The organism is Pseudomonas asiatica (genome assembly GCF_040214835.1).
Classification (GTDB): domain Bacteria; phylum Pseudomonadota; class Gammaproteobacteria; order Pseudomonadales; family Pseudomonadaceae; genus Aquipseudomonas; species Aquipseudomonas putida_Z.
In genome coordinates, this window is the sequence record NZ_CP157874.1 from 1,987,154 (window position 1) to 2,000,184 (window position 13,031).

General features: G+C 64.5%; 13 protein-coding genes. 7 read left to right on the forward strand and 6 right to left on the reverse strand.

Features of this window, described 5'->3' with window-relative positions; all coding sequences use genetic code 11:
- Position 1 precedes the first annotated feature (1 nt).
- Positions 2 to 2,509 (reverse strand): ABC transporter permease, encoded by a 2,508-nt coding sequence (locus ABNP31_RS09000; RefSeq protein WP_350013215.1) that lies wholly within the window; start codon positions 2,507 to 2,509, stop codon positions 2 to 4.
- Positions 2,509 to 3,192, reverse strand: coding sequence for an ABC transporter ATP-binding protein (locus tag ABNP31_RS09005; RefSeq protein WP_350013216.1), 684 nt, complete (start codon positions 3,190 to 3,192; stop codon positions 2,509 to 2,511). The genes ABNP31_RS09000 and ABNP31_RS09005 overlap by 1 nt, the downstream gene beginning before the upstream one ends.
- Positions 3,193 to 3,202: 10 nt before the next feature.
- Here ABNP31_RS09005 and ABNP31_RS09010 point away from each other — a divergent pair, with 10 nt between their 5' ends.
- From ABNP31_RS09010 to ABNP31_RS09020, 3 genes are all read left to right on the forward strand, one after another.
- Positions 3,203 to 3,808: an arylesterase gene (locus tag ABNP31_RS09010; protein WP_075044541.1), complete on the forward strand. Its 606-nt coding sequence runs from the start codon at positions 3,203 to 3,205 to the stop codon at positions 3,806 to 3,808.
- Between the two features lie 58 nt (positions 3,809 to 3,866).
- On the forward strand, positions 3,867 to 4,157 hold the full coding sequence (locus ABNP31_RS09015) for a hypothetical protein (RefSeq protein ID WP_025338431.1): 291 nt from the start codon (positions 3,867 to 3,869) through the stop codon (positions 4,155 to 4,157).
- A gap of 111 nt (positions 4,158 to 4,268) precedes the next feature.
- A complete protein-coding gene (locus ABNP31_RS09020) occupies positions 4,269 to 5,246 on the forward strand; it encodes a L,D-transpeptidase family protein (protein WP_085592905.1) in 978 nt (325 codons plus the stop codon).
- Between the two features lie 131 nt (positions 5,247 to 5,377).
- On the opposite strand, the gene oprI is transcribed toward ABNP31_RS09020, so the two are convergent.
- Complete coding sequence (gene oprI / locus ABNP31_RS09025; RefSeq protein WP_003259780.1) at positions 5,378 to 5,629, reverse strand: outer membrane lipoprotei OprI; 252 nt, start codon at positions 5,627 to 5,629, stop codon at positions 5,378 to 5,380.
- Between the two features lie 509 nt (positions 5,630 to 6,138).
- Between oprI and ABNP31_RS09030 the strand changes: the two genes are divergently transcribed.
- Entirely contained in the window at positions 6,139 to 6,420 is a 282-nt protein-coding gene (locus tag ABNP31_RS09030; protein ID WP_025338432.1) for a GNAT family N-acetyltransferase, read from the forward strand.
- Between the two features lie 132 nt (positions 6,421 to 6,552).
- Here ABNP31_RS09030 and ABNP31_RS09035 read toward each other — a convergent pair whose 3' ends face one another.
- Positions 6,553 to 7,629 (reverse strand): 3-deoxy-7-phosphoheptulonate synthase, encoded by a 1,077-nt coding sequence (locus ABNP31_RS09035; protein WP_025338433.1) that lies wholly within the window; start codon positions 7,627 to 7,629, stop codon positions 6,553 to 6,555.
- A gap of 231 nt (positions 7,630 to 7,860) precedes the next feature.
- Between ABNP31_RS09035 and ABNP31_RS09040 the strand changes: the two genes are divergently transcribed.
- The 3 genes from ABNP31_RS09040 to cysB all read left to right on the forward strand — a co-directional run bounded on the left by ABNP31_RS09040 (position 7,861) and on the right by cysB (position 10,533).
- Positions 7,861 to 8,808, forward strand: a complete 948-nt coding sequence (locus ABNP31_RS09040; protein WP_085663442.1) for a putative 2-dehydropantoate 2-reductase — start codon at positions 7,861 to 7,863, stop codon at positions 8,806 to 8,808.
- A 124-nt stretch (positions 8,809 to 8,932) separates the two neighbouring features.
- Positions 8,933 to 9,430 (forward strand): universal stress protein, encoded by a 498-nt coding sequence (locus ABNP31_RS09045; RefSeq protein WP_015269711.1) that lies wholly within the window; start codon positions 8,933 to 8,935, stop codon positions 9,428 to 9,430.
- Positions 9,431 to 9,558: 128 nt separating this feature from the next.
- Positions 9,559 to 10,533, forward strand: coding sequence for an HTH-type transcriptional regulator CysB (gene cysB, locus ABNP31_RS09050; RefSeq protein WP_013971904.1), 975 nt, complete (start codon positions 9,559 to 9,561; stop codon positions 10,531 to 10,533).
- A gap of 121 nt (positions 10,534 to 10,654) precedes the next feature.
- On the opposite strand, the gene ABNP31_RS09055 is transcribed toward cysB, so the two are convergent.
- Together ABNP31_RS09055 and pabB are read right to left on the reverse strand one after the other, a co-directional pair.
- On the reverse strand, positions 10,655 to 11,389 hold the full coding sequence (locus tag ABNP31_RS09055; protein WP_015269712.1) for a phosphoadenylyl-sulfate reductase: 735 nt from the start codon (positions 11,387 to 11,389) through the stop codon (positions 10,655 to 10,657).
- Between the two features lie 116 nt (positions 11,390 to 11,505).
- Complete coding sequence (pabB, locus tag ABNP31_RS09060; RefSeq protein ID WP_238067518.1) at positions 11,506 to 12,849, reverse strand: aminodeoxychorismate synthase component I; 1,344 nt, start codon at positions 12,847 to 12,849, stop codon at positions 11,506 to 11,508.
- Positions 12,850 to 13,031: the final 182 nt, after the last annotated feature.

Consider the following 13,031-nt stretch of genomic DNA (forward strand, 5'->3'; position numbering starts at 1 on the left):
ATCAACTCTCGCGTAAAACCGCCAACGGGCTGGCATTCAACGCCCGCCGCGTCCCCAGCACCCCCGCACCACCTACCAGCAACGCCCCTGCCAGCGGCAACAGCAGCAACCACACATGCGGGCTCCATTGCAGGTCGAAGGCATAGCGGTACAGCACCAGGGTAATCAGCTCGCACCCGACCGCCGCCAGCAAGCCGCTGGCCGCACCCAGCAAGCCGAACTCGATCCGCCGCGCCTTGACCAGCAATGGCCGCGCCGCGCCCAGCGCACGCAGCAAGGCGCCCTGGCGGATGCGCTCGTCCAGCGTCGCCTGCAAGCCAGCGAACAGCACCGCCAACCCGGCTGCCAGCACGAACAGCAACACATACTCCACCGCCAGGGTCACCTGGGCGAGGATGCTGCGCAGCTGATCGAGCAAGGCATCCACCTGCAGGATGGTCACTGCCGGAAATGCCCGTGACAGCGCCACCACATCCAGGTCATGGCCCGGTGCCAGATAGAAGCTGGTCAGGTAGGTGGTCGGCAGCCCCTGCAACGTGCCGGGCTGGAAGATCATGTAGAAGTTCGGCTGGAAGCTGTCCCAGTGCACGCTGCGCAGGCTGCTGACCCGGGCCTGGCGCTGCTGGCCGCCGATGTCGAAGGTCAGCAGGTCGCCCAGTTGCAGCTTCAGACTGCTGGCCAGTTCCGCCTCCACCGACACACCGGGGATTTCATCTTCGGCGGGCAACGCCTGCCACCAGTTGCCGCCCGTCAGTGTATTGCCTTCGGGCAGTTCGGCTGCCCAGGTCAGGCTGAGGTCGCGCTGCACGGCGCGCTCGCCTGCCGAGTCCTTGCTGACCACCTGCTGCACCGGTTGCTCGTTGATGCGCACCAGGCGGCCGGGTGTCACCGGGTACAGCGGTGCCGAGGTGGCATTGACCTGCTGCAGGTGTTGGGCGAAGGGCTCACGGTCATCCGGCAGGATGTTCAGGGCGAAATGGTTGGGTGCATCCTTGGGCAGCTGCGCTTGCCAGGTGTCGAGCAGTTCCGCGCGCAGCAGCGCGACCAGGGCCATGGCCAGCAGGATCAGGCCGAAGGCCAGGGCCTGGCCGGCAGCGGCCATGGGGTGGCGCAGCAGTTGGCCCAGCCCCAGGCGCCAGGTCAGTGGTGCCCCGGCCAGCAATTGGCGCAGGCTGCGCAAACCGAGCAGCAGCAGGCCACCGAGCAGCAGCGCGGCGACCAGGCCGCCACCGAGCAGGGCGAAGGTGAGCAGCAGGTCGAGGCTCAGGCGCCACATGATCAGGCCCAGTGCGAACAGGGCCGCGCCGTACACCAGCCAGCTGCTGGGCGGTATCGGCAGCAGGTCGCGGCGTAGCACGCGCAGCGGCGGCACCTGGCCCAGCGCGGCAATTGGCGGCAGGGCGAAGCCGGCCAGGGCCACCAGCCCGGTAGCGATGCCGGCCAGGGCCGGGACGATGCCGCCTGCAGGCACCACGCTTGGCAGCAGGCCATGCAGCAGGCGGAACAGGCCCAGCTGGGCCAGCCAGCCGAGCAGGGCGCCGGCCAGCGCGGCGACCAGGCCGAGCATGGCCAATTGCAGGCAGTACAGGCCCAGTGCCTGGCGGCGCGAAAGGCCCAGGCAGCGCAGCAGGGCACTCGCGTCCAGGCGGCGTGCGGCGTAGCGGCTGGCCGACAGGGCAACGGCGACGCCTGCCAGCAGCACCGCCACCAGGCTGGCCATGTTCAGGTAGCGCTCGGCCTTGCCCAGGGCGCCGCCGACCTGCTGGTTGCCATCGCGGGTGTCGCGCAGGCGCTGGTTGGCGGCCAGGTCCTTTTTCAGTGCCCCGCGGTACTGGGCCAACGCTTCGGCATCGCCGCGCCACAGGTCGCGGTAGGTGACCCGGCTGCCCGGTTGGATCACGCCGGTCGCCTGCAGGTCGGCCAGGTTCATCATTACCCGTGGGGTAAGGCTGTAGAAGTTGTTGGCGCGGTCCGGTTCGTAGGTCAGTACGCGGCTCATGCGCAGCGTCTTCATGCCCACGTCGATGCTGTCGCCAACCTTCAGCCCCAGTGCCGCCAACAGGCGTGGCTCGACCCATGCTTCGCCAGGTGCCGGGCCGCCGCCCGGGGTTTCTGCGGCATAGGGCTCCGCGGCACTGCGCACTTGGCCGCGCAACGGGTAGGCACCATCGGCAGCCTTGACGCTGGACAGTTGGATACCGTTGTCGCCGCCGACCACGCTGGTGAACTCGACCACCTGGGCGTGGCGCAAGCCAAGCGCCTTGCCGGCTTTTATCTGCTTGTCGCGGGCCGGGGCGCTGCCCTGCAGCACCAGGTCGGCACCGAGGAACTCGCTGGCGCGCAGTTGCATGGCGCCGCTGAGGCGGGCACCGAAATAGCCGATGGCAGTGCTGGCCGCGACCGCCACCAGCAGGGCGAAAAACAGCACGCGCACTTCGCTGGCGCGGATGTCGCGCAGCAACTGGCGCAGGGCCAGGCCGCACAGGCGGGACAGCGGCATGTGGTTCATCAGGCCTCCACCGGGGCCACCAGGCAGCCCGCATCCAGGCGGATCTGGCGGCGGCAGCGCCGGGCCAGGCGTTCGTCATGGGTAACCAGCACCAGGGTGGTGCCGCGTTCCTTGTTCAGTTCGAACAGCAGGTCGCTGATGCGCTCGCCGGTGTGGCTGTCGAGGTTGCCGGTGGGTTCGTCGGCGAACAGCACTGCCGGTTGCGCGGCGAAGGCACGGGCAATGGCCACCCGTTGCTGTTCGCCGCCCGAAAGCTGGCGCGGGGTGTGGCTCAGGCGCTTGCCCAGGCCGACCCGTTCGAGCAGGGTGCGCGCGTGTTCGCGGGCGTCGCGGCGGCCATCCAGCTCCAGCGGCAGCATGACGTTTTCCAGGGCGTTGAGGCTGTCGAGCAGCTGGAACGACTGGAACACGAAGCCCACATGTTCGGCGCGCACCCGCGCGCGCTGGTCTTCATCCAGCGGCCCCAGGTCGTGGCCTGCGAGGATGACCTTGCCGGCACTGGGCTGGTCGAGGCCGGCGAGCAGGCCGAGCAGGGTCGACTTGCCCGAGCCCGAGGCGCCGACGATGGCCAGGCTGTCGCCCTGGGCCAGGTCGAGGGACAGCGCGTGCAGGATGGTCAGGTCACCTTCCGCGCTGGGGACCACTTTGCTAAGGTTCTGCGCAACGAGAATGCTGGGGCCCATGGAGAATCCGATGCGAGTGTGGTGGTTGAGTGCCGGTCTGGCCCTGTATTGCCTGGCCCAGAGCGCGGCGGCGGGAACACTGCTGGTTGTCGGCGATAGTATCAGCGCCGGTTTTGGCCTGGATACCCGCCAGGGCTGGGTCTCCCTGTTGCAGACCCGCCTGCGGGACGAAGGTTTCGACGACAAAGTGGTCAATGCATCGATCAGCGGCGACACCAGTGCAGGTGGCCAGGCGCGGCTGCCGGCGCTGCTTGCAGCGCACAAGCCGAGCCTGGTGGTGCTGGAGCTGGGCGGCAACGATGGCCTGCGCGGGCAGTCGCCAGCGCAATTGCAACAAAATCTTGCCTCGATGATCGAAAGTTCGCGCAAGGCCGGTGCCAAGGTGGTGCTGCTGGGCATGCGCCTGCCACCCAATTATGGCGTGCGCTACACCACCGCCTTCGCCCAGGCGTATGAACAGCTGGCGGCAGAAAAACAGGTGCCGCTGGTGCCGTTTTTCCTCGAGGGGGTAGGGGGCGTGCCTGAGTTGATGCAGGCGGATGGCATTCACCCGGCCCAGGCCGCCCAGCAGCGCCTGCTGGAAAATGCCTGGCCGGCGATAAAACCCTTGCTGTGACGCTTTAAACGGCGCCGGCTTTCGGCTAATGTTGCGCCCCCCGTTTCGAGTGCCACCGATGCCGCGCCCTGCCTGGTCCCTGTATGCCTACCAACTGATCGAGCCTGATGAGCAGCTCGACCTGTTCGCCTGCCAGGAAATCCGCGTCCACCTCGTGGCCCGCCAGCTCGAGCTGGGCGTACCGGCCGACCGCACTCTGTGCGGTGGCCTGCTGCCGGCGCAACCGCGCTGGTCGGGGGTGGCGCGCTCGATCTACCGCGACGGCCGCCTGTGCGACCTGTGCCGCGCCATCCTCGATGCCCAGCGGCGCGGCATGCGCCCGGTGTGGCCGGAGCTGCAGGGCGCCTGAACACCGCGCCTTTCATCATCTGGAACGCTTGCATGGTGCCAATGCCTCCCGCTTGCATCGGCGCAGGTGTACAATCGATTCTCTTGACCCACCTTTCGAAGGATTTACCGGATGTTGCCGCGCTTTCCTGCCGTCACCCGTAGCCTGTCCCTGGCCGCCCTGCTGGTAGCAGGCCCCGCTGCTGCGCTGGAGCTGCCACTGCCACCACCCGGTGAAGACATCATCGGTCAGGTGCATGTGATCAAGGCAAAGTACGAGGACACGTTCGCCGATATCGGCACTGCCAACGACCTCGGCTACCTGGAAATGATCGCCGCCAACCCGGGCGTGGACCCATGGCTGCCAGGTGCCGGCACCGAGATCATCCTGCCGACCCGTTACATCCTGCCGCCGGGCCCGCGCGAGGGCATCGTCATCAACCTGGCCGAGTACCGCCTGTACTACTTCCCGAAAGGGCAGAACGTGGTGCATACCTTCCCGCTGGGCATTGGCCGTGAAGGCTGGGGCTCGCCGATCGCCAATACCAAGATCACCGCCAAGACGCCGAACCCGACCTGGACCCCGCCAGCGTCGATCCGTGCCGAGCACGCGGCTGACGGCGACATCCTGCCGAGCGTGGTGCCGGCTGGCCCGGACAACCCGCTGGGGCCGTTCAAGTTCACCCTCGGCGTGCCGGGCTACCTGATCCATGGTTCGAACAAGAAGTTCGGCATTGGCATGCGTACCAGCCACGGTTGCTTCCGCATGCTCAACAACAACGTGCTGGAACTGTCGAAGATGGTGCCGGTGGGTACGCCGGTGCGCATCATCAACGAGCCCTACAAGTTTGGTATCAGTGGCGGCAAGGTCTATCTGGAGGCGCACACGCCGCTGGACGACCAGGGTAATCCGTCGGTGGTCGATAAACACACTGCTGTTATCAACGCCTTGCTCAAGCGTGAAGACCTGGCCAATAACCTACGCATGAACTGGGACATGGTGCGTGACGTGGTGGCCGCGGAAGATGGCATGCCGGTGGAAATTGCCGTGCCGACCGAAAACCAGGGTGGCGCACCGATGGTTTCGAGCATTCCGCCCGAACTGCAGTAAGGTAATTGCGACACACCCGGGCCTGCTTTAGTGCAGGCCTTTTCGTTTCTGCGTGGCGCGTTTGCCTTGTGGCAGGCAATAAAAAAGCCGACCCACAAGTGGGTCGGCTCCATAACAATCCGTGAGGATTATTACTTGCGGCTGGCTTTGTCCAGCATACGCAGAGCGCGCTCGTTGGCTTCGTCAGCAGTCTGCTGAGCCTTCTGAGCGGCTGCCAGTGCGTCGTCAGCCTTACGGTAGGCTTCGTCTGCACGAGCTTGAGCGCGAGCTGCTGCGTCTTCAGTCGCAGTCAGACGAGCTTCGGTTTCTTTGGATACGCTGCTGCAACCGGTAGCCAGAACTGCGGCCAGAGCCAGAGCAGAGAATTTCAGAACGTTGTTCATCGTGTTCCCCTTCAAGGACTTTCTATTAAATAGCCATCTCTCGGAAAAGAGAAACTGGCCGGCGTACATAGTACCCATTACTTGTAGTAAGTAAACTGACTAAGCGCAAGAACTGCAAAAAAAATGTTGCTTGACGCCTTTCCGACAAGATTTGCGACACGCCTGTGAAAAAAACGTACAGGGTTCGCAAGCGACTGTAGTACAGGAACTTTTTTGTTGAACTAAGGGTGACTTTAACTGTCCTTCGGCGTCTTAAGCCCTAGTACATCCGGTGGCTGCCTGGCGCGTTGCCAAGAATGGCATCTGGCTGCATTTTCGCCATTTTTAACCGCCACCACCTTGAGCAATCCCGCCTGCGGCGCCTACTATCTTGTGAGTGCCAGAGGATCCGAACGATTGCAATCGTCCAGTGGTCGAAGGGGGCAACAGGTGGCGTAGAGGATTCTGTGCCGGATAAACCACCATCGGTTAAGGTATGGGTCTGCCGAGAAGACCTGCGAGGAGTAGTGATGAGCGAAGCGCTGACCATCCACCATGACCAGGCCGGTCATCAGTTCGAGACCAACGTGGACGGTCATCGTGCCTATCTGACGTACATGGACCTGGGCAAGCAGACGCTGGACATCTATCGCACCTTCGTACCCAACGCCCTGCGCGGCCGCGGGATTGCTGCCGCCCTGACCGAACGGGCCCTGGAGTACGCTGAACAGATGGGCTACACGGTGATTCCGTCCTGCTCATACGTGGAGCGCTACATGGAGCGCCAGCAGCGGCATTCGAGCAAGGTCTGATTCTGTAAATAAAAAGCGGGGCCGCTTCGCAGCCCATCGCGACACAAGGCCGCTCCTACAGGAAATCGCATAACCCTGTAGGAGCGGCCTTGTGTCGCGATGGGGCGCGAAGCGGCCCCGCTCTTTATCGCATCAGCCGCGCTTGCGCTGCGGCAGCACATCCTTCAGCTTGGTGCGCATGCTGCGCAGGGTCTTCTCGGTAGCCGACCAGTCGATGCAGGCATCGGTGATCGACACGCCGTACTGCAGCTCGTCCAGGTTCTTCGGAATCGACTGGCAGCCCCAGTTCAGGTGGCTCTCGACCATCAGGCCGATGATCGACTGGTTGCCTTCGAGGATCTGGTTGGCGACGTTCTCCATCACCAGCGGTTGCAGGGCCGGGTCCTTGTTGGAGTTGGCGTGGCTGCAGTCGACCATGATGTTGGCCTTGATCTTGGCCTTGGCCAGGTCCTGCTCGCAGAGGGCGACGCTGACCGAGTCGTAGTTCGGCTTGCCGTTGCCGCCGCGCAGTACCACGTGGCCGTACGGGTTGCCCTTGGTGGTGACGATCGACACGCCGCCTTCCTGGTTGATGCCGAGGAAGCGGTGCGGTTTGGACACCGACTGCAGGGCGTTGATGGCAACGGTCAGGCCGCCGTCAGTACCGTTCTTGAAGCCGACTGCCGAGGACAGGCCCGAAGCCATCTCGCGGTGGGTCTGCGATTCGGTGGTGCGGGCGCCGATGGCCGACCAGCTGATCAGGTCCTGCAGGTACTGCGGGGAAATCGGGTCGAGCGCTTCGGTGGCGGTCGGCAGGCCCATTTCGGCCAGGTCCAGCAGCAGCTTGCGGCCGATGTGCAGGCCATCCTGGATCTTGAACGAGTCATCCAGGTACGGGTCGTTGATCAGGCCTTTCCAGCCGACGGTGGTGCGCGGTTTTTCGAAATACACACGCATGACCAGGTACAGCGTGTCGGACACTTCCTCGGCCAGCACTTTCAGGCGCTCGGCGTACTCGTGGGCGGCCTTGATGTCGTGGATCGAGCAAGGGCCGACCACAACGAACAGGCGATGGTCCTTGCCGTCGAGAATATTGCGCACCACTTCACGGCCGGCAGTAACGGTCTGCAGGGCCTTGGCGCTGAGGGGGATTTCCTTCTTGAGCTGATCGGGGGTGATCAGGGTCTCGTTGGAGGCAACGTTCAAGTCATCGATCGGTAAATCAGCCATCGTGTTACTCGTCAGGTCACGGGTGCCGGCCGCCAACTATCCCCGTGCGGCCCAGCAGCAAGAATAATCGCAGCGGGGAGCCGAACCTTAGCGCGTTACAGGTGGCGCGACAATGGGCTGGGCCCAGTCCGTGTGGGGTTTTTCCGAGATGGCAGGTGTTTGCCGTGCATGGGCTGCCCAGCGCTGCGCAACCTGTGTAAAAAGAGGGCTGACATTTACCTGGAGATCGGCATGCATCCGCACACACCACGTATCGGCATCATCGGCAGTGGCGCCATCGGCGGCTTCTATGGGTTGATGCTGGCCCGGGCTGGCTTCGATGTGCATTTTCTGTTGCGCAGCGAGTACGAGGTTGTCCGCGAGCAGGGGTTGACCCTGGACAGTGCCGTGCATGGCAACTTGCAGATGAAGGTGCAGGCCTATGCCAGTGCCGCCGACATGCCACCCTGCGACTGGCTGCTGGTGGGGGCCAAGGCCACCAGCAATGACCAGTTGGCGCCGCTGATCGTGCAGGCGGCCGCACCGGGCGCCAAGGTGGTGCTGCTGCAGAACGGCCTGGGCGTGGAGGAGCAATTGCGCCCGGCCTTGCGCAGCGACATGCACCTGCTCGGCGGCCTGTGTTTCATCTGCGTCAACCGCCAGGCGCCCGGCGTGATCCGCCACCAGGCCCTGGGCGCGGTCAACCTCGGCTACCACAGCGGGCCGGCCAACGATGGCGGTGCCGCGCTGGTCAATGAAGGCGCGGAGCTGTTCCGGGCTGCGGGCATCGACTCGCAGGCCATGCCCGACCTGGCCCAGGCACGCTGGCAGAAGCTGGTGTGGAACGTGCCCTACAACGGCCTGTCGGTGCTGCTCGGCGCCAGCACCACGCCGCTGATGGCCGACAGCCATGGCCGCGCCCTGATCCAGGCCCTGATGGCCGAGGTGGTGCAGGGGGCGGCGGCGTGTGGCCATGTGTTGCCCGAGGGGTATGCCGAGCACCTGTTCCAGGTGACCGAGCGCATGCCCGACTACTGGCCCAGCATGTACCACGACCATGTCCACAAGCGCCCGCTGGAGCTGCAGGCCATCTATGCCGAGCCGTTGGCGCAGGCGCGTGCGGCAGGCTGCCACTTGCCACGCATGGAGATGCTGTACCAGGCGCTGGCTTTCATCGACCGGGGCGAACAGCCTCGCTGAGGGTGGCTCTGGCCCCGCCGGGGCCCTCCAGCCCGCATCAGCAGCGCGCCGGACGGCAAAGCGTGCGTCCGGCGCGCTGCTAAGCTGAAGCTTGCTCTGCCGAAGCGGCAGTCGAGGAGGTCGAATGATCCACTCCATGCTGTACGCCACCGACCTCGGTGTCTACGCCCCTTTTGTCATGCAACACGCGCTGGCGCTGGCGCGCACATTCGGCGCCGAGTTGTATGTGATCCATGCGGTAGAGCCCATGGGCCAGTTCGCTGAATCTCTTCTGCAAAGCTACCTCGATGAGCAGACGCTCGACCAGCTGCACAGCCAGGGGGTGAACACGGTGATGGCCAATATCGAGCAGCGTGTGCTGGAAAACTTTCGCGACGAACTGGGCGAGGAGGCTGACCTGGCGGTGATCAAGGCGGTGCGAGTACGCCAGGGCGACCCGGCGCAGGTGATCCTCGACCAGGCACAGCGGCTGAGCGTCGACCTGTTGATTTTCGGTAGCCACAGTGCTGGCGCCGGCGTGGATGTGCCATTGGGGCGCACGGCGGTACGGCTGCTGCAGCTGTCGCCGGTACCGGTGTACATGGTGCCGCTGGCGCAGCATTTGGGGCGTAGGAAAGCATGAAGATGGCCGTAGGCCATTTCCGGGGGTATGTAACAAAATAGTTCTAGATTTATTTCCAGAACCACTAATATAGTTATATATCGTCGCTGCCTGCTGCCGCGGACTCATCGCTGAACCGAGGGGAACCTATGAAGCTTCAACAACTGCGCTACATCTGGGAAGTGGCGCACCATGACCTCAACGTCTCCGCGACGGCGCAGAGCCTGTATACCTCCCAGCCAGGTATCAGCAAGCAGATCCGCCTGCTCGAGGATGAGCTGGGTGTTGAAGTCTTTGCCCGCAGCGGCAAGCACCTGACCCGCGTTACCCCGGCCGGTGAGCGCATCATCAATACCGCTGGCGAAATCCTGCGCAAGGTCGAAAGCATCAAGCAGATTGCCCAGGAGTTCTCCAACGAGAAGAAGGGCACGCTGTCCATCGCCACCACCCACACCCAGGCGCGTTATGCCTTGCCGCCGGTGATCAGCAACTTCATCAAGCAGTACCCGGAAGTGTCCTTGCACATGCACCAGGGTTCGCCCATGCAGATTGCCGAAATGGCCGCGGACGGTACGGTCGACTTCGCCATCGCCACCGAGGCGCTGGAGCTGTTCGGCGACCTGATCATGATGCCGTGCTACAAGTGGAACCGCTGCGTGGTGGTGCCGCAGGGCCATCCGTTGACCAAGCTGCCAAAGCTTACCCTGGAAGCGGTCGCCGAATACCCGATCGTTACCTACGTGTTCGGTTTCACCGGGCGTTCGAAGCTGGACGAAGCGTTCAACCACCGCGGCCTTACGCCGAAAGTGGTGTTTACCGCGGCTGACGCCGACGTGATCAAGACCTATGTGCGCCTGGGGCTGGGCGTGGGGATCGTCGCCAAGATGGCGGTGGACACCAAGCTCGACAGCGACCTGGTGGCCTTGGATGCCAGCGAACTGTTCGAAGCCAGCATCACCAAGATCGGCTTCCGCCGCGGCACCTTCCTGCGTGGCTTCATGTGCGACTTCATCGAGAAGTTCGCCCCGCACCTGACCCGTGAAGTGATGGCCAAGGCCATCCAGTGCCACAACAAGCAGGAGCTGGAAGACCTGTTCGAAGGCGTCGAGCTGCCGGTGCACTGATCCGGAATTGCAAGGGCCTCACGGCCCCTGTGGGAGCGGGTTTACCCGCGAAGAAGGCGACGCGCTGTATGGCACCGGCTTCGCCGGTGTTCGCGGGTGAACCCGCTCCCACAACGGCCCATTATGCCTTGCTGATCAGGTTGCCCGCGTGCAACCCGCATTCCTTCTGCGTCGACTCTTCCCACCACCAACGCCCTTCGCGCTCATGCTGGTTTGGCAGCACCGGGCGGGTGCAGGGCTCGCAGCCGATGCTGATGAAGCCGCGCTCGTGCAGGCTGTTGTACGGCAGTTCCAGCATGCGGATATAACCCCACACTTCCTCGCTGGTCATCTGTGCCAGTGGGTTGAACTTGTACAGGGTGCGCTCGGGGGTGGAGAAGGCGCTGTCGATTTCCACTGCCGCCACCTGGCTGCGGGTGCCCGGGCTCTGGTCGCGGCGCTGGCCGGTGGCCCAGGCGCTCACGGTGGCCAGCTTGCGACGCAGCGGCTCGATCTTGCGGATACCGCAGCACTCGCCGTGGCCGTCCTTGTAGAAGCTGAACAGGCCCTTTTCCTTGACGAACGGGTCGAGCTTGGCGCGGTCGGGGCTGAGGATCTCGATCGGCAGGTTGTACTGCTCGCGGACCTGGTCGATGAACCGGTAGGTCTCCGGGTGCAGGCGGCCGGTGTCGAGGCTGAACACCTTGACCTGCTTGTTCAGCTTCCAGGCCATGTCCACCAGCACCACATCCTCGGCGCCGCTGAAGGAGATCCACAGGTCATCACCGAAGTGCTCGAAGGCAAGCTTGAGGATGTCCTGCGGGGACTTGTTGGCATAGGTCGCGGCCAGTGCTGCGACGTCGAAGGGTTGGCTCATCAGGCGGTTTCCATCGTGGCTGTGGCGCTGTGCGCTCGTAGTGAGGTGATGGTAACAAAAAATGGCGGGGTAGGCGGGCTTGGAGTCGGTGGCGCCCGCGAAGCAGGCGCCGCCGATCACAAGCCTTGCAAGGTCTCCATCAACACCCGCACCTTGGCAATCGACTCTTCATATTCGGCTTGCCACTCGGAGTCGGCCACCACCGCGCCGCCGCCCCAGCAGCTGACCTGTCCACCCTTGACCAGCAGGCTGCGAATGGCAATAGAGCTGTCCATCTCGCCGCGCACATCCACGTAGAGCAGTGAGCCGCAGTACAGCGCCCGGCGTGCCGGCTCCAGTTCGTCGATGATCTGCATGGCGCGGATCTTCGGCGCACCGGTGATCGAGCCGCCCGGGAAGCTGTCGCCGATCAGGTCCAGGGCGTCTTTATCGCTGGCCAGCTGGCCGGTGATGCTGCTGACCAGGTGGTGCACGTTGGGGTAGCTCTCCAGGCTGAACAATTCCGGCACCTTCACCGAGCCGATCTCGCAGGTGCGCCCCAGGTCGTTGCGCAGCAGGTCGACGATCATCAGGTTTTCCGAGCGATCCTTGGGGCTGTGCAGCAGCTCCTCGGCATTGCGCATGTCTTCAGCCGGGTTGCTGGCGCGCGGGCGAGTGCCCTTGATCGGCCGGGTTTCCACCTGGCGCTGGCTGACGCGAATGAAGCGCTCGGGCGAAAAGCTCAGCAGGGCGCTGCCGTCTGCCAGTTGCTGGTAGCCGGAGAAGGGGGTGGGGCAGGCTTTGCGCAGGGCCTGGTAAGCGTGCCACGGGTCGCCCTGGCAGGGCGCGCGGAAGCGCTGGGTAAGGTTGATCTGGTAGCAGTCGCCGGCCTGGATGTAGTGCTGCACCTGGTCAAAGGCGGCCTTGTACTGCTCGGGCTGCAGGTCGCCGGCCATCGGCGCGAGTAGCTGGAAGCTGCCGCTTTCCGCGTTGTCGACACCTTCGAACAGGGCGATCAACCGTTCCCGTTCGCTGCCGGGCAGGCTCGGGTGGAACACCAGTTGGCTGGTCGCGCACTGGTGGTCGGTCACCAGCGCCCAGGCATACAGCCCCAGTTGCGCGTCCGGCAGGCCAAGGTCGTCCACGGCCAGGCTGGGCAGGTGTTCCAGGCGGCGGCCGAAGTCATAGCTCAGGTAGCCGATCAGGCCGCCAGCGAACGGCAGCTCGCTGCCTGCGGGCAACTGCGCATGGCCCAGTCGTGCCAGGCCGGCGCGCAGGCGCTGGAGGAAGGTGCGGCCATCTTCGTCGGGCTGCGCTTGCAGGTGTTGCAGCGGCCAGGCGCTGAGCAGGTCGAAGCGCCCGCGTTCGGCGCCGGGGCGGGCGCTGTCCAGCAGGATCGCACCGGGGGCCTGGCGCAGGCGGGCGAAATAGGCGGCAGGGTCGGGCTGGTAGGGCAGGGGGTGGAGCGTACAGGTCGGCATCAGTGTGGACGGCGATGTAAAAGCGAGGAGGGCGATTGTAGACCTGTGCAGGAAATGCGCCTAGCTTTGTGGCGACATTCAAGCACTGGGTTTCGCCCTTGCGGCCCTGTTGCGACACAAGGCCGCTCCTACAGGAGATCGCGTGATCCTGCAGGAGCGGCCTTGTGTCGCGATGGGCTGCG